Consider the following 16,360-nt stretch of genomic DNA (forward strand, 5'->3'; position numbering starts at 1 on the left):
CGATCCGTTTCGAGAGGCACGATGAAGATCTCCTTTTCCCAGCTCGCCCTGCCCAAGTCCGGGGCGATCGCACTGACCGTCGCACAGGACGCCGGGCTCGGACGCTTCGGCGCGGAACTGGACGAGCGGACCGGGGGCCTCATCACCCGTGCCATGCAGGCCGGGCGCTTCACCGGCAAGGCGGAGGAGACGCTGACGCTGCTGGCGCCCACCGGCGTGGAAGCCGGGCGCATCCTGCTGGTCGGTATCGGGAACCCGGCCGAGGCCACGCTGCTGACGGCGGCGAACGCCGGCGGCGCCGCGCTGGGCGCCCTGCTGACCTCCGGCGAGACGGAGGTGGCGATCGCCGTGGACTCGCATGACGGCCTGTCCGTCGGGGCCGGCGAGATGGCTGCCGAAGCGGCGTTCGGCGCCGTGCTGCGCGGCTACCGCTTCGACAGGTACCGCACCAAGGAGCCGAAGGAGAAGAAGCCGTCGGTCCGCAAGGTGGCGGTGCTGAGCGACGAGCCGACCGTGGCCAAGAAGGCCTGGGCGCGGCTGGAGAAGATCGCGGACGGGGTCTGCCTGACCCGCGACGTCGTCTCCGAGCCCGGCAACGTCATCTATCCGGAGACGCTCGCCGAGCGCTGCCAGTCGCTGAAGGACCTCGGCGTCGAGGTCGAGGTGCTGGACGAGAAGAAGATGAAGAAGCTGGGCATGGGCGCCCTGCTCGGAGTCGGCCAGGGCAGCGCCCGGCCGCCCCGGCTGGTGGTCATGCGCTGGAACGGTGCCGCCGACGCCAAGGAGGCGCCGGTCGCCTTCGTCGGCAAGGGCATCACCTTCGACACCGGTGGCATCTCCATCAAGCCGGCGGGCGGCATGGAGGAGATGAAGTGGGACATGGCCGGTGCGGGCGCCGTGATCGGCCTGATGGCGGCGGTGGCTGGCCGCAAGGCCCGCGCCAACGTGGTCGGCGTCGTGGCGCTGGCGGAGAACATGCCCGACGGCAATGCGCAGCGCCCGGGGGACATCGTCACCTCCCTGTCCGGCCAGACCATCGAGGTGCTGAACACCGATGCCGAGGGCCGGCTGGTCCTGGCCGATGCCCTCTGGTACACGCAGGAGCAGTTCAAGCCGAAGGCCATGATCGATCTGGCGACCCTGACCGGCGCCATCATCGTCAGCCTGGGCCACGAACATGCCGGCCTGTTCAGCAACAATGACGAGCTGGCCGACAAGCTGGCCGGTGCCGGCCGCAAGGCGGGCGAGCTGCTCTGGCGCATGCCGCTGGCCGCGGCCTACGACAAGGACATCGACAGCGACGCCGCGGACATGAAGAACATCGGCTCGCCGGGCAAGGCCGGGTCGATCACCGCGGCCCAGTTCCTCCAGCGTTTCGTGAACGGCACGCCCTGGGCGCACCTGGACATCGCCGGCACGGCTTGGTCGAAGGCCGACAAGGCCGTCTGCGCCAAGGGGGCGACGGGCTTCGGCGTGCGCCTGCTGGACCGCTTCGTGGCCGAGAACTACGAGGTCTGATCCGGCGGCCGACGCTGCCGCGACGGGTATCCCGCGCATGGAGGGGCCGGAGCGATCCGGCCCCTTTTCCATGTCCGACTGCCCTGTGCCCGTCTGCTATGATCGTGCCATGACGGATGTCCGCTTCTACCACCTGACGCGCAAGACCCTGGAACAGAGCCTGCCGGAGCTTCTGGAGAAGACCCTGGAGCGCGGCTGGCGCGCCGTCGTGCTGGCCGCGAGCGAGGAGCGGGCGGAGGCGCTGGCGCAGCATCTCTGGACCTGGAAGCCCGACAGCTTCCTGCCGCACGGGACCGCCCGGGACGGCCATCCCGCGCGTCAGCCGGTGTTCCTCAGCGCGACGGACGAACGGCCGAACGACGCCAATGTCCTGTTCCTGGTGGACGGGGCGGAAACCGCCCGCGCCCCGGAGTATGAGCGGGTCTGCGACCTGTTCGACGGCAACGATCCCGACGCCCTGGCCGCGGCACGGCAGCGCTGGCGCACCGCCAAGGCCGCCGGGCACGCGCTCCAGTACTGGCAGCAGGGGGACCGCGGCGGCTGGGAACAGAAGGCCTGAGGCCGGACGGACAGGCGGGGCGGCGATGCAGCCGGCGCCCCGCCCCTCACTTCTGCGGTGCCGTCTCGGTCGGGCCGTCGCCCTGGTCGCCCCGCTCCTGCCGGAGACGGCGCCAGGCGGCGACGTTGCGGTTGTGCTGCTCCAGCGTCTCCGCGAAGGCATGGCCGCCGCTGCCGTCCGCGACGAAGTAGACGAACCCGTGCTTCTCCGGGTTCAGGGCCGCCGCCAGCGACTCCCGCCCCGGATTGGCGATGGGACCGGGCGGCAGTCCGTCGATCACATAGGTGTTGTAGGCCGAGTCGTGCTGCCAGTCGGCCCGGGTCAGCAGCCGGTCCAGCGCCCCCTTCCCCCCCGTCAGGCCATAGATCACCGTCGGGTCGGACTGCAACCGCATGCCGGCGCGCAGGCGGTTGACGAAGACGCCGGCGACCTTCGCCCGCTCCGCCGCCACGCCCGTCTCCTTCTCCACGATGGAGGCGAGGATCACCGCCTGCTGCGGCGTCTCCAGCGGCAGGTCCGGCGCCCGCGCCACCCAGAGGTCGGCCAGCGTGCGCTCCATGGCGGACTGCATCCGGCGCAGCAGGTCGCCGCGGTCGTCACCCCAGGAGAAGTGGTAGGTCTCCGGCAGCAGGCTCCCCTCCGCCGGAACGTCCGCGACCTCGCCGGCCAGCGCCGGCTCGGCGCGCAGCAGGTCCACGATCTGGTCGGAGGTCAGCCCCTCCGGCACGGTCAGGCGCCGGACCACCGTCCGGCCGCTCTCCAGCAGGTCCAGCGCCCCCTGGAGGCTGATCCCGGCGGGGAAGGCGTATTCGCCCGCCTTCAGCCGCCGCGCGGACTCGCGGTAGCGGGCGGCGGCCAGCACCTCCCACTCCGTTCGCACGATGCCCGCCGCGGCGAGCTGGCCGGCGATGGCCTGCACCCCGCTGCCGCGGGGGATCACCAGGGTGGTGTCCGCCGCCAGGGGACCGGGTCCCGTGTAGCGGTCCTGCACCCAGGACAGCGCCCCCGCCGCCAGCACCGCCAGCAGCAGAAGCAGCAACGCCGCCGCGGGCAGGACCCGGCGGCGGCGTTTCTCTGAAGGATCGGGCGTCACGCTCAAGCGACCGGCGCTCAATCGACCTGCTTGAAGACCAGCGAGGCGTTGGTGCCGCCGAAACCGAAGGAGTTGGAGAGCGCGGCGCGGACCTTGCGCTGCTTCGCCTGCTTCGGCACCAGATCGGCCCCCTCCGTGCCCTCGGACGGGTTGTCGAGGTTGAGGGTGGGCGGCACGACCTGGTCGCGGATCGCCAGGACGGAGTAGATCGCCTCCACCGCGCCGGCGGCCCCCAGCAGGTGGCCGATGGCGGACTTGGTGGAGGACATGGACGCCCCGGCCAGATCGTTGCCGAACAGGCGGCGGACGGCCCCCAGCTCGATCATGTCACCGACCGGCGTGGAGGTGCCGTGGGCGTTGATGTAGTCGATCCCGTCCACGCCAAGGCCGGCACGCTTCAGCGCCATCCGCATGGAGCGGAAGCCGCCGTTACCGTCCTCCGCCGGGGCGGTGATGTGGTAGGCGTCGCCCGACATGCCGTAGCCGATGACCTCGGCATAGATGGTGGCGCCGCGCTTCTTCGCGTGCTCGTACTCCTCCAGCACCACGACGCCGGACCCTTCGCCCATGACGAAGCCGTCACGGTCGCGGTCATACGGGCGCGAGGCCTGCTCCGGCGTGTCGTTGAAGCCGGTGGAGAGGGCGCGGGCGGCGGCGAAGCCGGCCATGCCCAGGCGGTTGACGGCCGCCTCGGCGCCGCCGGCGACCATGACGTCGGCGTCGTCCAGCGCGATCAGGCGGGCCGCGTCGCCGATGGCGTGCGCACCGGTCGAGCAGGCCGTCACCACCGAGTGGTTCGGGCCCTTGAAGCCGTGGATGATGGAGACGTGGCCCGAGGCCAGATTGATCAGGGCCGAGGGGATGAAGAACGGCGACACGCGCCGCGCCCCCTTCTCGGCCAGCAGCAGGGACGTCTCGTAGATGGCCGGCAGGCCGCCGATACCGGAACCGATCATCACGCCGGTACGCTCGGCCTGCTCCTCGGTCTCGGCCTTCCAGCCGCTGTCCTTGATGGCCTCATCCGCCGCCGCGATGGCGAACTGGATGAAGTCGTCCATCTTCTTCTGTTCCTTGGGCGGAACATAGTCGTCGGGGTTGAAGAGGCCGTCGGCGGTGGCGCCGCGCGGCACCTGGCCCGCGATCTTCGCGGTGAGGTCCGAGACGTCGAAGCGGGTGATTGCCGAGATGCCGGACTGACCGTCCAGCAGCCGCGACCAGTTCTGCTTCACGCCCACGCCGAGGGGCGTGACGAGCCCCATACCGGTTATGACGACACGACGCATGGAGATGCCCACCCCTGGATCAGGATGCTCTTGTACGGGGCGACCCGAAGACCCGTCGAGGCCAGCCGCAGCTGGCCCCGGCGTCGTCCGATCCGGTCAGGCCGCGGTCTTCTGATTGATGAAGTCGATCGCGTCCTTCACGGTCAGGATCTTCTCGGCCGCATCGTCCGGAATCTCGATCCCGAACTCCTCCTCGAAGGCCATGACCAGCTCGACGGTGTCGAGCGAGTCCGCACCCAGATCGTCGATGAAGCTGGCGCTCTCCGTCACCTTGGACTCTTCCACGCCCAGGTGCTCGATGACGATCTTCTTCACGCGCTCGGCGGTATCACTCATGTCTTTCGACCTTTCCAGGATCGTTTGGTGGCTAGGATTAAAGGACGTGGCTTGCGACGGACGGTCAAGGCCAGTCAAGTGCGGCGCCAGTCTTCAAAAAAGTGCCGTCAGATAGCACAGACGGCGGCCCGTTGACCAGCGCCGACGAACGGGCCGAAGCGAGCGGGCTCCGGTCAGATCATGGCCATGCCGCCGTTGATGTGCAACGTCTGCCCGGTGACATAGGCCGCCTCCTCGCTGGCGAGATAGACCACGCCGGCGGCGATCTCCTCCGGCGTGCCCAGCCGCCCGGCGGGGATGCGCGACTGCATCGCCTCCTTCTGGGCGTCCGTCAGCACGTCGGTCATGGCGGTCTGGATCATGCCCGGGGCGACGCAGTTCACCGTGATGTTGCGGCTGGCGACCTCCTGGGCCAGGGCCTTGGTCAGGCCGATCATGCCGGCCTTGGACGCCGCATAGTTCACCTGCCCCGGATTGCCGGTGACGCCGACGACGGAGGTGATGCCGACGATGCGCCCCCAGCGGCGCTTCATCATGCCCTTCACCACCGCGCGGGCGAGGCGGAAACCGGCCGTCAGGTTGACGTCCAGGACCGTCTGCCAGTCCTCGTCCTTCATCCGCAGCACCAGCGTGTCGCGGGTCAGGCCGGCATTGTTGACCAGGATGTCCACCTGCCCCAGCGCCGCCTCGGCATCCTTGGCAAGCTGCTCCACCGCGGCGGCGTCGGCCAGATTGGCCGGGACGATGCGGGTGCGCTCGCCCAGCTCGGCGGCCAGAGCCTCCAGCGAGGCGACCTTGGTGCCGTGCAGGGCGACGGTGGCGCCGCGGGCGTGCAGCGCCCGGGCGATGGCGGCGCCGATGCCGCCCGAGGCGCCGGTGACCAGGGCGGACTTGCCGGTCAGGTCGAACATGGGGGTCTCCTCGCGGTTCGGCGGATCAGGCGTTCAGAAAGGTCTCGACGTCGGCCGGGGTGCCGACGGAGGTGGCGGCGATCTCCTTGTCGATGCGCTTGACGAGCCCGGCCAGCACCTTGCCCGCGCCCAGCTCGACCGCCTCGGTCACGCCCTGCTGCTTCATGTAGGCGACGCTCTCGCGCCAGCGGACCATGCCGGTGACCTGCTGCACCAGCAGCCCGCGGATCGCCTCCGGATCGGTCACCGCGGCGGCGGTCACGTTGGCGACCAGCGGCACGCGCGGCGCCTTCAGGGTCACACCGGCCAGCGCCTCGGCCATGGCGTCCGCTGCCGGCTGCATCAGCGGGCAGTGGAAGGGGGCGGACACCGGCAGCAGCACGGCGCGCTTGAAGCCGCGCTCGGCCGCCAGTCGGATGGCGCGCTCCACGGCACCCTTGTGGCCGCTGACGACCACCTGTCCGGGAGCATTGTCGTTGGCGGTGGTGCAGACCTCGCCCTCTGCCGCCGCGGCCGCGATCTCCTGTGCCGCCTCCAGATCGGCTCCCAGGATGGCGGCCATGGCGCCGACACCGACCGGCACCGCCTTCTGCATGGACCGGCCGCGCAGCTTCAGAAGGCGCGCGGTATCGGCGAGGCTCAGCGTTCCGGCGGCACACAGGGCGGAGTATTCGCCGAGCGAATGGCCGGCCACGAAGGCGGCGGAGCGGGCCAGATCGACCCCGCCGGCCTCCAGCACCCGCAGCACCGCGACCGACACGGCCATCAGCGCCGGCTGGGCGTTCTCGGTCAGGGTGAGCTGGTCCTCCGGCCCCTCGAACATCAGGGCGGAGAGCTTCTGGCCCAGGGCCTCGTCCACCTCCTGGAAGGTGTCGCGGGCAATCTCGAAGGCGCCGGCAAGCTCGCGGCCCATGCCGACGGCCTGGCTGCCCTGTCCGGGGAAGACGAACGCGCGGGTCATCTGGCTTCCGTTCCTCTGGGCTTTCGGGATCGGGCCCATGGCAGTTGCAGACGGGGCCGGTGCGCTGGCACCGGCCCTCGGAAAGTCGCGCCCTTGATAGCGTCTCGGACCGCCAAGTCAAGCCGCGTCGGCCGACACTGTCTCTTGTGCCCTGCGGCGATTTGTGTATAGTCGCCGGCTTCCGTAACCCCGCCGACGCCCGCCAAGCGCCGGCTAGGTCCGTGCGGCCGCAGGTTCCCCCGGTAACGGTCCGGAGCCGGGCGGCGGACCGTGAACAGCCAAGGGGAGTCACATGGCACTCTACGAGACGATCCTGATCGCGCGTCAGGACATCACCGCCTCGCAGGTGGAGGGTCTGACCGAGACCTTCACCGGCATTCTCAAGGAGAATGGCGGCGAGGTGAAGAAGGTGGAGCAGTGGGGTCTCAAGACCCTCACCTACCGGATCAAGAAGAACCGCAAGGCCCACTACGTCTATATCGGCCACGAGGCGCCGGCTGCCGCCGTCGCCGAGATGGAGCGCAACATGTCCATCAACGAGGACGTGCTGCGGTTCATGACCGTGAAGGTCGAGAAGATCGAAGAAGGCCAGACGGCCATGCTCACCAACAAGGGCGAGCGCAGCGAGCGCGGCCCCCGTGGTGGCTTCGGCGACCGTGGTCCGCGCCGCGACTTCGGCGACCGCGGCCCGCGCCGCGACTTCGGTGACCGCGGTCCGCGCCGTGACGGCGACGGTCCCCGCGCCGAGGGTGGCCGCAACGAAGGTGAAGGAGACCGCGCATGAACGCCGAACGTACCCCCGGCGCCGGCCCCCGTGGTGGTGGCGGTCGCCGCCCCTTCTTCCGCCGTCGGAAGACCTGCCCCTTCTCCGGCCCCAACGCGCCGGCGATCGACTACAAGGACGTGAAGCTGCTGTCGCGCTTCATCTCCGAGCGGGGCAAGATCGTCCCGTCCCGCATCACCGCCGTGTCGGCCAAGAAGCAGCGTGAACTCGCGCGCGCCATCAAGCGCGCCCGTTTCCTCGCTCTCCTGCCGTACGTGGTGAAGTGAGCGGCTCTGGCAAAGGAGAACTGACATGGACGTGATCCTGCTGGAGCGGGTCGAGAAGCTGGGCCAGATGGGCCAGGTCGTGAAGGTGAAGCCCGGCTTCGCCCGCAACTTCCTGCTGCCGCAGAAGAAGGCCCTGCGCGCCACCAAGGAGAATCTCGCCTACTTCGAGACCCAGAAGGCCCGCCTTGAGGCGCGCAATCTGGAGCTGCGCAAGGAGGCCGAGCAGGTCGCCGGCTCGATGGGGAACGTCTCCGTCGTCATCACCCGGCAGTCGGGCGAAACGGGCCAGCTCTATGGCTCCGTCTCCTCGCGCGACATCGCCGACGCGCTGGCCGAGAAGCAGATCCAGGTCGAACGTCGTCAGGTCGCCATCGACCAGCCGATCAAGACCCTGGGCCTGTTCCCGGTCCGCATCGTTCTGCACCCGGAAGTCTTCGTGACGATCACCGTCAACGTCGCCCGGTCGGCCGACGAGGCCGAGCTGCAGGCGCAGCGCGGCGGCATGGTGACCGGCCTCCGCGAGGAGGACGAGGAGGAAGAGGTGGAGGAGACGGCCACGGAGGAAGGCGGCGAGGAAACCGCCGCCTGATCCAGGCCCGACCTCGGTCGGTTCGACCCCTGTCGATCTGACCTCTGTCGAAAAGACGGCGCGTCCCCCGGGGCGCGCCGTTTTCGTTCGGGTTACCCCTTCCGCGCCGGCTCCGGCACGTGACGGCCGTTGATCCCCGCCGGACGGCTCCCTACCTGGAAACGCGGATGCGTGGCGAGCCTGCGTCCGCCGCTGACCGTCGCCTGCCGCGCGTCCGCCGAAAGTCCGATGGACCGATGCCGGAGGTCGCCCGTGCTGCTCGCCCGCATGTTCGACGCCCTGATCGTCACCGGCCGCCTGACGCTGATCGACGCCGACGGCCGCCGCTGGGAGTTCGGTGACGGCGACACGCCGCCGGCATCCCCAGACGCCCCTCCCCCCGAGAGCCATCCTGTCGTCCGCCTGCACGACCGCGCGCTGCACTGGAAGCTGGCGCTGAATCCGGGCCTGTATGCCGGCGAAGCCTACATGGATGGCGCGCTGACCCTGGACCGGGGCGGCATCCACGATCTGATCGCGCTCGTCCTGCGCAATGCCGGCGGCGGCGGCTACGGCCGCTGGGACGCGCTGCGCGACCGTGTCCGCCCCCTGCTGCGGTGGCTGCGCCAGATCAACCCGGCCGCCCGCTCCCGGCGCAACGTGGCCCACCACTATGACCTGTCGGAACAGCTCTACGCCCTCTTCCTCGACCCCGATCTCCAGTACTCCTGCGCCTACTTCACCGAGCCCGGCCTGAGCCTGGAGGAAGCGCAGGCAGCGAAGAAGCGGCACATCGCCGCCAAGCTGCTGCTGCGCCCCGGCCAGCGCGTGCTGGACATCGGCTGTGGCTGGGGCGGGCTGGCGCTCCATCTCGCCCGCGCGGCCGACGTGGAGGTGACGGGCGTGACCCTCTCGCAGGAACAGCTTGCCATCGCCCGCCGCCGGGCGGAGGAGGCGGGTCTGTCCGACCGGGTGCGCTTCGAGCTGGCGGACTACCGCCGGCTCAAGGGGCGCTTCGATCGCATCGTTTCGGTCGGCATGTTCGAGCATGTCGGGCTGCCGCACTACGACACCTTCTTCGCCACGGCCCGGGACCTGCTGAGCGAGGACGGGGTCATGCTGCTGCATGCCATCGGCCGGCTGGAGGGGCCGGGCAGCACCAGCCCCTGGCTGCGCCGCTACATCTTCCCCGGCGGCTACTCCCCCGCCCTGTCGGAGGTGCTGCCGGCGATCGAACGCTCCGGTCTCTACCTCACCGACATGGAGATCCTGCGCCTGCACTATGCCGAGACGCTGCGCCACTGGCGGGAGCGGTTCCTGGCGAACCGGGACAAGGCGGCGCGGCTCTACGACGAGCGGTTCTGCCGGATGTGGGAGTTCTACCTGGCCGGCTGCGAAGGGGCTTTCCGTTACCAGGGCCACATGGTCTGGCAGGCGCAGCTCGCCCGCCGCCTGGACGCGGTGCCGCTGACGCGCGACTATGTCCAGCAAACGGAGACCGCGACGATCCCTGCCAAGGGCCTTGCCGCCTGAGGCGGTTGCGGCGCTTATCCACAATATTGTCCACCTGCTGTGCACGGTTTGCACGGGCGGTTTCCTGCGGACGGGTTAGTCTCCCCGGCCCGCCCGCTGTTACACTGGCACCATGGAAACCAGACTGCTCGATCCGCCCGCCGACGCCGGCGACCGGCACCTGTCCTACCGCGTTCCGCCCCACAACGAGGAGGCGGAACAGGCACTGCTGGGCGCCATCCTGGTCAACAACAAGGCCTACGAGAAGGTCGGGGAGTTCCTCCGCCCCGAACACTTCTTCTTTCCCGAGAACCAGAAGATCTTCCGGGCCTGCGCGACCCTGGTCGACCGCGGCCAGGTGGCGAACCCGATCACGCTGAAGTCCTATTTCGAGCAGGACGCCGATATCCGGGAGATCGGCGGCACCGAGTATCTGGCGCGCCTCGCCGCGGCCATCGTCACGGTGCCGAACGCCGAGGATTACGGCCGCATCATCCACGAATCCTATCTGCGCCGGCAGCTCATCGAGGTCGGCGAGGAGATGGTGAACACCGCCTACAAGCACGAACTGGACATCTCCGCCGGAGACCAGATCGAGGAGGCGGAGAAGAAGCTGTTCGAGCTGGCGTCCTTCGGCGACGTGCGCGGCGACTTCATCCCGTTCGAGCGCGCCCTGGCCGCCGCGATCAACACGGCGGAGGCCGCGTTCCGCCGCTCCAGCCACGTCACCGGCGTGACCACCGGCCTGCGCGACATCGACATCAAGCTGGGCGGCCTGCATCCGTCGGACCTGCTGATCCTCGCCGGCCGCCCCTCCATGGGCAAGACCGCGCTGGCCACCAACATCGCCTTCAACTCGGCCAAGGCCTGGATGACCAGCGGCGGCAAGGAGGGGGCGCCGGTCGGCTTCTTCTCCCTGGAAATGAGCGCCGAGCAGCTCGCCATGCGTATCCTCGCCGACCAGGCGGAGGTGAGCGGCGACAAGATCCGGCGCGGCGAGATCGCGGCCAGCGACTTCCCGAAGTTCGTCGAGGCGAGCCAGTATCTCAGCCGCGTCCCCTTCTTCGTGGACGACACGCCGGCGCTCAGCATCTCCGCCGTGCGGACGCGCTGCCGCCGGCTGAAGCGGACCCAGGGCCTGGGCCTGATCGTGGTGGACTACCTCCAGCTCCTGCGCGGCAGCGGCTCCGCCCGGTCCGAGCAGAACCGCGTGCAGGAGATCTCCGAGATCACCCGCGGCCTGAAGGCCATCGCCAAGGAACTGGACGTGCCGGTGCTGGCCCTGTCGCAGCTCTCCCGCTCGGTCGAGCAGCGCGAGGACAAGCGGCCCCAGCTTTCGGACCTGCGCGAATCGGGCTCCATCGAGCAGGACGCCGACGTCGTGATGTTCGTCTTCCGCGAACAGTACTACCTGGAGCGCGCCGAGCCGTCCCGCCGTCCGGACGAATCCGACGACAAGTACAACGACCGTTACCAGCGCTGGCAGGAGCGGCTGGGGCAGGTCCACAACACCGCCGAAGTCATCATCGGCAAGCAGCGCCACGGCCCTGTCGGCACCGTGAGGCTGTACTTCGACGGCAACTTCACCCGCTTCGGCGATCTGGATACGCATCACAGCAACTACGATGACTGACCCGGTGATCCCGGCGCTGGACGGTGTTCCGTCCCGCGCCGGCGCCGTCCTGGTGATCGACCTGGGCGCGCTCGCGGCAAACTGGCGGGACCTCGCGGCCCGCGTCGCTCCCGCCGAATGCGGTGCCGTCGTCAAGGCCGACGCCTACGGCCTGGGCGCCGGCCCGGTGGCCCGGCGGCTCCTGGCGGAAGGGGCGCACACCTTCTTCGTGGCGGATACGGAGGCCGGCATGGCGCTGCGCACCGTGCTCCCGGCCATGCAGCCGGAGCCGCGCATCGTCGTGCTGCACGGGGTCCCGCCGGGAGCGGCGCCCGACCTTGCCGCGGCCCGCCTGCTGCCGGCCCTGAACACGTTGGGCGACCTGGAACGCTGGCGGGCGGAAGGGCAGCGGCGCGGCGCCCCCCTGCCCTGCTTCGTGCACATCGACACCGGGATGAACCGGCTGGGCCTGACCGCGGCCGAGCTGGACACCCTGGCCGGCGACGCCGACCGGCTGCTGGCCGGTGTCCGGGTTGAGAGCTGGATGAGCCATCTGGCCTGCGCCGACCATCCGGCCGATCCCATGACGAAGACGCAGCTCGGCCGGTTCCGCGCGGCGCTGGCCCGGCTGCCCGCGGCGCGCGCCAGCCTCGCCAACTCGGCCGGCATCTTCCACGGGCGCGACTACCATTTCGATCTGGTGCGGCCGGGCATCGCCCTGTACGGCCCGAACCCGGCCCCCTGGACGGAGAACCCGATGCGACCCGTCGTGCGGGTCTTCGCCCGTATCCACCAGGTCCGGCCGGTATCGGCGGGCGACACGGTGGGCTACGACGCCACGCACCGGATCGGGCGCCCGGGCCGCATCGCCGCCCTGGGCATGGGCTATGCCGACGGCTATCCCTGGGCGCTGTCCGGCCGGGGGGCGGCGCTGTTCGGCGGCGCCTACCGCGCGCCCCTGGTCGGCCGCGTCTCCATGGACCTGCTGACGGCCGACGTGACGGACGTGCCCGAACAGTTCCTCGCGGAGGGCGGCTGGGCCGAGGTGATCGGCCCGCACCGGCCGGTGGACACGGCGGCGACGGAGGCCGGCACCATCGGCTACGAGGTGCTGACCCGGCTCGGCAGCCGTTACCACCGGGTCCATCTGGACGGTCCGGGCGGCTGACCGGACAGGGAAAGGCAGGCCGGGCCGTCCGAATCGGTGCGGACCGGGCGGAATCCGGCCCCCCGATATTGACACCCGCGGTCACGGCGATTAGCCGTACCCTCGACTTCCCGGCAGACAGGGCACGACGGATGGGTTTCATCGCCGGTATCGGCCGCGCAACGCTGGTCTTCATGGAGGCGACGGGGCGTCTGGCCCTGTTCACCGCCATCGCCCTGTCGCACTGCCTGCGCCCGCCCTTCTATCTGCGGCACATCGGCCGGCAGATGATCGACATCGGCTACTATTCGCTGCCGGTGGTGGGGCTGACGGCGCTGTTCACCGGCATGGTGCTGGCGTTGCAGAGCTACAGCGGCTTCAGCCGCTTCGAGGCGGAGAGCGCCATCGCCACGGTGGTGGTGCTGTCCATCACCCGTGAGCTGGGGCCCGTGCTGGCCGGCCTGATGGTGGCCGGCCGCATCGGCGCCGCCATGGCGGCCGAACTGGGCACCATGCGGGTGACCGAACAGGTGGACGCGCTGACCACCCTGTCCACCAACCCGTTCAAGTATCTGGTGGTGCCCCGCCTGCTGGCCGGCACGCTGATGCTGCCGCTTCTGGTGCTGGTGGCCGACATCATCGGCGTGTTCGGCGGTTTCCTGGTCGGGGTCTACCGCCTGAACTTCAATGCCGGCGGCTACATCACCAGCACCTGGAAGTACCTGGAGGTGATGGACGTCGTGTCGGGCCTCGTGAAGGCGGGCGCCTTCGGCTTCGCCATCTCGCTGATGGGCTGCTACCACGGCTACCATTCGCGGGGTGGCGCGCAGGGAGTGGGTGCGGCGACGACCAACGCCGTCGTCTCCGCCTCCATCCTGATCCTGGTCCTGAACTACCTGCTCACGGGGATCTTCTTCTCATGACGGCGGCTGACCTGCGCGGGCCCGGCAACGGCGCCACCCCGAAGATCTCCCTGCGCGGCGTGAAGAAGCGCTTCGGGCCGAAGGTGGTGCTGGACGGCATCGACCTGGACATCGCCGCCGGCGAGTCCATCGTCATCATCGGCGGCTCGGGCACCGGCAAGTCGGTGCTGCTGAAGTGCATCCTGGGCATCCTCCAGCCCGACGAGGGCACCATCCTGATCGACGGGGAGGACACGACCCACGCCTCCGGCCGCGAGCGCGAGGCGGTGCTGCGCAAGTTCGGCATGCTTTTCCAGGGGTCCGCCCTGTTCGACAGCCTGCCCGTCTGGGAGAACGTCGCCTTCGGGCTGATCCAGGGCCAGCGGATGCCCCGCCGGGCCGCGAAGGAGCGGGCGGTCGCCACCCTGGGCGCCGTCGGGCTGGGACCGGAGGTGGCCGACCTCTACCCGGCAGAGCTGTCCGGCGGCATGCAGAAGCGCGTCGGCCTCGCCCGCGCCATCGCCACCCGGCCGGAGGTCATCTTCTTCGACGAGCCGACGACGGGGCTGGACCCCATCATGGCCGACGTCATCAACGACCTGATCGTGAAGTGCGTGCGCGATCTGGGGGCCACCGCGCTGTCGATCACCCACGACATGGCGAGCGCGCGCAAGATCGCCGACCGCGTCGCCATGCTGTACCAGGGCCGCCTGATCTGGGTCGGCCCGGTGTCGGAGATCGACACTTCCGGCAACCCGTATGTGGACCAGTTCATCCACGGCCGCGCCGACGGCCCGATCCGGATGCAGATCCGGGCACTCTGAGGAAGCCCGCGGGAGTGGAGCGTCAGAGCCGGCCGCTCAGCATCAGGTCGAGCGGCCCCAGCGTCACCGATCCCAGCGCCACCGGCTGATCGAGCCGGCCCTGGACCTGGAACTCCCGGCTGGCCGGGGTGAAGCCCACGGAGACGCCCCCCGGCGGGCCGTCCGCCGTCGCCACCGCCAGCGTCACCGGCTGCTCCGGCGAGGCCGGCACCCGCAGCGCCGCCGTCAGCGTCTGGCCCTTCACGGCGAAGCTCATGCTCATGGAGCCGGTGAGCGAGAAGCGGCGCCCCCCGCCCGCCCCGGTCCCGCCTGCCTCCCCCTGCCCTGCCTGACCGCCGCCGGCTTCCGCCGCGCCGGCCGGGACGAGCGCGCCGCCCGTTCCGGACGGGGAATCCGCGGAACCGGGGGCGGCCGTGACCGCGGCGGGATCGGAATCGTCGGTCATCGGGGGCTCCTGCCGGGACAGCCCTGTCGGGCATATGACCTGTATGCTAGGACCGGCACGGAACCGGGTCAACACGCACCCGCCAGGGATGCAGATCCTTCAGGTCGTGTGGCCTGAAGGTCCGCGTATGTTGCAAACGTGTTATGATGGCCCTCCGAAGCATGGACGGCAGGGGCCATATCAGCGAAACACTCCCTGACCGGACATCGTGATCCGCCCGCAGGAGCCCTGTTGCCTTGGCCCGCGCCTCCACCCGTTTCGTCTGCCAGTCCTGCGGCGCCTCGTTTCCGAAATGGGGCGGGCGCTGTGACGCCTGCGGTGCGTGGAACACCCTGGTCGAAGAGCAGGTGCCCGAGTCGGCGCCGAAGGGGCTGGGGGCCGCCCGGCATTCCGGCCGCCGGATCGAGTTCGTGGCGCTCTCCGGCGTCTCCAGCGATGCGCCGCGCCGGCTGACCCGCAACGCGGAGTTCGACCGGGTCTGCGGCGGCGGGCTGGTCCATGGCTCGGCCCTGCTGGTCGGCGGCGATCCCGGCATCGGCAAGTCCACCCTGCTGCTCCAGATCTGCTGCACGCTGGCGGTGGGGGAGAAGGTCGCCTACATCTCCGGCGAGGAGGCGGTGGACCAGGTGCGCATGCGCGCCGCCCGCCTCGGCCTCGCCGCGGCGCCGGTGGAACTGGCGGCGGCCACCAGCGTGCGCGACATCGTCGCCTCGCTGGACGCGGCGGACGGGCCGCGGGTCGCCGTGATCGATTCGATCCAGACCATGTATGTCGATACGCTCGACAGCGCCCCCGGCACGGTGGCCCAGGTGCGCGCCAGCGCGGCCGAGCTGATCCGCGTCGCCAAGCGTCGCGGCATCACGCTGCTGATCGTCGGCCATGTCACCAAGGACGGCCAGATCGCCGGCCCGCGCGTGCTGGAGCACATGGTGGACACGGTGCTCTACTTCGAAGGGGAGCGCGGCCACCAGTTCCGCATCCTGCGCGCCGTGAAGAACCGCTTCGGCCCGACCGACGAGATCGGCGTCTTCGAGATGGGCGAGGAAGGGCTGGTCGAAGTACCCAATCCGTCCGAGCTGTTCCTTGCCGACCGTCGGGGGGATATAACCGGGACGGCGGTGTTCGCGGGGCTTGAGGGCAGCCGCCCCGTGCTGGTTGAGGTGCAGGCGCTGGTGGCGCCGTCGCCCCTGGGCACGCCGCGCCGCGCCGTCGTCGGCTGGGATACCGCACGGCTGGCGATGGTCCTGGCCGTACTGGAGGCGCGCTGCGGTCTGGCGATCGGCGCCAACGACGTGTACCTCAACGTGGCGGGCGGCCTCCGGGTGACGGAGCCGGCCGCCGATCTGGCCGTCGCGGCGGCGCTCGTCTCCTCCCTGACGGGGGAGCCGGTGCCGGCCGATGCGGTGGTGTTCGGAGAGATCGGCCTGTCGGGGGAGATCCGGGCGGTGAGCCAGACCGACCAGAGGCTGAAGGAAGCGGCGAAACTGGGATTCGGACGGGCGCTGATGCCCACCCCGCGACGGACACGGTCCGGCGGGCGGGGGGACGACGGGCTGAAGCGGATCGAACTGGACCAGCTTGCCGACCTGCTGCCCCTGTTCCAGGCATCGCAGCCCCCCGCACGGCCCAGGAGCTGAAG

Annotated in this window: 17 protein-coding genes; 11 read left to right on the plus strand and 6 right to left on the minus strand. The window is 70.3% G+C overall.

The features are described from left to right. Window positions 1-21 precede the first annotated feature (21 nt). Window positions 22-1,518: a leucyl aminopeptidase gene (locus RC1_RS07500; protein WP_012566754.1), complete on the plus strand. Its 1,497-nt coding sequence runs from the start codon at window positions 22-24 to the stop codon at window positions 1,516-1,518. Window positions 1,519-1,627: 109 nt separating this feature from the next. Further along, the gene (locus tag RC1_RS07505) at window positions 1,628-2,077 is read left to right on the plus strand and encodes a DNA polymerase III subunit chi (RefSeq protein ID WP_012566755.1); all 450 of its coding nucleotides are present in this window, start codon (window positions 1,628-1,630) and stop codon (window positions 2,075-2,077) included. Between the two features lie 46 nt (window positions 2,078-2,123). Here the strand turns inward: RC1_RS07505 and mltG are convergent, their stop codons facing one another. The 5 genes from mltG to fabD form a co-directional block, all read right to left on the minus strand. Beyond that, window positions 2,124-3,176 (minus strand): endolytic transglycosylase MltG, encoded by a 1,053-nt coding sequence (mltG, locus tag RC1_RS07510; protein WP_012566756.1) that lies wholly within the window; start codon window positions 3,174-3,176, stop codon window positions 2,124-2,126. 11 nt (window positions 3,177-3,187) lie between these two features. Beyond that, window positions 3,188-4,453 carry a beta-ketoacyl-ACP synthase II gene (gene fabF / locus RC1_RS07515; protein ID WP_012566757.1) on the minus strand — a complete coding sequence of 422 codons (1,266 nt, stop codon included), beginning with the start codon at window positions 4,451-4,453 and terminating at the stop codon, window positions 3,188-3,190. 96 nt (window positions 4,454-4,549) lie between these two features. Further along, window positions 4,550-4,789, minus strand: a complete 240-nt coding sequence (locus RC1_RS07520; RefSeq protein ID WP_012566758.1) for an acyl carrier protein — start codon at window positions 4,787-4,789, stop codon at window positions 4,550-4,552. A gap of 173 nt (window positions 4,790-4,962) precedes the next feature. Continuing rightward, window positions 4,963-5,700 carry a 3-oxoacyl-[acyl-carrier-protein] reductase gene (fabG, locus tag RC1_RS07525; protein WP_012566759.1) on the minus strand — a complete coding sequence of 246 codons (738 nt, stop codon included), beginning with the start codon at window positions 5,698-5,700 and terminating at the stop codon, window positions 4,963-4,965. A gap of 25 nt (window positions 5,701-5,725) precedes the next feature. Then, window positions 5,726-6,661: an ACP S-malonyltransferase gene (gene fabD / locus RC1_RS07530; RefSeq protein ID WP_012566760.1), complete on the minus strand. Its 936-nt coding sequence runs from the start codon at window positions 6,659-6,661 to the stop codon at window positions 5,726-5,728. A 292-nt stretch (window positions 6,662-6,953) separates the two neighbouring features. Between fabD and rpsF the strand changes: the two genes are divergently transcribed. The 8 genes from rpsF (at window position 6,954) to RC1_RS07575 (ending at window position 14,276) form a co-directional block, all read left to right on the plus strand. After that, on the plus strand, window positions 6,954-7,445 hold the full coding sequence (gene rpsF / locus RC1_RS07540) for a 30S ribosomal protein S6 (protein ID WP_012566761.1): 492 nt from the start codon (window positions 6,954-6,956) through the stop codon (window positions 7,443-7,445). Continuing rightward, window positions 7,442-7,711, plus strand: coding sequence for a 30S ribosomal protein S18 (gene rpsR / locus RC1_RS07545; protein ID WP_012566762.1), 270 nt, complete (start codon window positions 7,442-7,444; stop codon window positions 7,709-7,711). Before rpsF ends, rpsR begins: the two co-directional genes overlap by 4 nt. A gap of 25 nt (window positions 7,712-7,736) precedes the next feature. Beyond that, window positions 7,737-8,300: a 50S ribosomal protein L9 gene (gene rplI / locus RC1_RS07550; RefSeq protein ID WP_012566763.1), complete on the plus strand. Its 564-nt coding sequence runs from the start codon at window positions 7,737-7,739 to the stop codon at window positions 8,298-8,300. 252 nt (window positions 8,301-8,552) lie between these two features. Further along, window positions 8,553-9,812, plus strand: a complete 1,260-nt coding sequence (locus RC1_RS07555; RefSeq protein WP_234703846.1) for an SAM-dependent methyltransferase — start codon at window positions 8,553-8,555, stop codon at window positions 9,810-9,812. A gap of 112 nt (window positions 9,813-9,924) precedes the next feature. Further along, window positions 9,925-11,424, plus strand: a complete 1,500-nt coding sequence (locus RC1_RS07560) for a replicative DNA helicase (RefSeq protein ID WP_012566765.1) — start codon at window positions 9,925-9,927, stop codon at window positions 11,422-11,424. After that, window positions 11,417-12,571 carry an alanine racemase gene (gene alr / locus RC1_RS07565; protein WP_012566766.1) on the plus strand — a complete coding sequence of 385 codons (1,155 nt, stop codon included), beginning with the start codon at window positions 11,417-11,419 and terminating at the stop codon, window positions 12,569-12,571. The genes RC1_RS07560 and alr overlap by 8 nt, the downstream gene beginning before the upstream one ends. A gap of 131 nt (window positions 12,572-12,702) precedes the next feature. After that, complete coding sequence (locus RC1_RS07570) at window positions 12,703-13,473, plus strand: MlaE family ABC transporter permease (RefSeq protein ID WP_012566767.1); 771 nt, start codon at window positions 12,703-12,705, stop codon at window positions 13,471-13,473. After that, window positions 13,470-14,276 carry an ABC transporter ATP-binding protein gene (locus tag RC1_RS07575; RefSeq protein WP_012566768.1) on the plus strand — a complete coding sequence of 269 codons (807 nt, stop codon included), beginning with the start codon at window positions 13,470-13,472 and terminating at the stop codon, window positions 14,274-14,276. The genes RC1_RS07570 and RC1_RS07575 overlap by 4 nt, the downstream gene beginning before the upstream one ends. A gap of 22 nt (window positions 14,277-14,298) precedes the next feature. On the opposite strand, the gene RC1_RS07580 is transcribed toward RC1_RS07575, so the two are convergent. Next, complete coding sequence (locus tag RC1_RS07580) at window positions 14,299-14,721, minus strand: hypothetical protein (protein ID WP_012566769.1); 423 nt, start codon at window positions 14,719-14,721, stop codon at window positions 14,299-14,301. A 236-nt stretch (window positions 14,722-14,957) separates the two neighbouring features. On the opposite strand from RC1_RS07580, the gene radA reads away from it, so the two are divergent. Beyond that, entirely contained in the window at window positions 14,958-16,358 is a 1,401-nt protein-coding gene (gene radA, locus RC1_RS07585; protein ID WP_041785218.1) for a DNA repair protein RadA, read from the plus strand. Window positions 16,359-16,360: the final 2 nt, after the last annotated feature.

The sequence above is a fragment of the Rhodospirillum centenum SW genome (assembly GCF_000016185.1).
Lineage (GTDB): Bacteria > Pseudomonadota > Alphaproteobacteria > Azospirillales > Azospirillaceae > Rhodocista > Rhodocista centena.

Coding starts and splice junctions, on each gene's coding strand:
- rplI (WP_012566763.1), top strand. CDS start 7,737: ATGGACGTGATCCTGCTGGAGCGGGTCGAGAAGCTGGGCCAGATGGGC.
- fabG (WP_012566759.1), bottom strand. CDS start 5,700: ATGTTCGACCTGACCGGCAAGTCCGCCCTGGTCACCGGCGCCTCGGGC.
- RC1_RS07575 (WP_012566768.1), top strand. CDS start 13,470: ATGACGGCGGCTGACCTGCGCGGGCCCGGCAACGGCGCCACCCCGAAG.
- fabD (WP_012566760.1), bottom strand. CDS start 6,661: ATGACCCGCGCGTTCGTCTTCCCCGGACAGGGCAGCCAGGCCGTCGGC.
- fabF (WP_012566757.1), bottom strand. CDS start 4,453: ATGCGTCGTGTCGTCATAACCGGTATGGGGCTCGTCACGCCCCTCGGC.
- RC1_RS07520 (WP_012566758.1), bottom strand. CDS start 4,789: ATGAGTGATACCGCCGAGCGCGTGAAGAAGATCGTCATCGAGCACCTG.
- RC1_RS07560 (WP_012566765.1), top strand. CDS start 9,925: ATGGAAACCAGACTGCTCGATCCGCCCGCCGACGCCGGCGACCGGCAC.
- rpsR (WP_012566762.1), top strand. CDS start 7,442: ATGAACGCCGAACGTACCCCCGGCGCCGGCCCCCGTGGTGGTGGCGGT.
- alr (WP_012566766.1), top strand. CDS start 11,417: ATGACTGACCCGGTGATCCCGGCGCTGGACGGTGTTCCGTCCCGCGCC.
- RC1_RS07505 (WP_012566755.1), top strand. CDS start 1,628: ATGACGGATGTCCGCTTCTACCACCTGACGCGCAAGACCCTGGAACAG.
- RC1_RS07500 (WP_012566754.1), top strand. CDS start 22: ATGAAGATCTCCTTTTCCCAGCTCGCCCTGCCCAAGTCCGGGGCGATC.
- RC1_RS07570 (WP_012566767.1), top strand. CDS start 12,703: ATGGGTTTCATCGCCGGTATCGGCCGCGCAACGCTGGTCTTCATGGAG.
- RC1_RS07580 (WP_012566769.1), bottom strand. CDS start 14,721: ATGACCGACGATTCCGATCCCGCCGCGGTCACGGCCGCCCCCGGTTCC.
- rpsF (WP_012566761.1), top strand. CDS start 6,954: ATGGCACTCTACGAGACGATCCTGATCGCGCGTCAGGACATCACCGCC.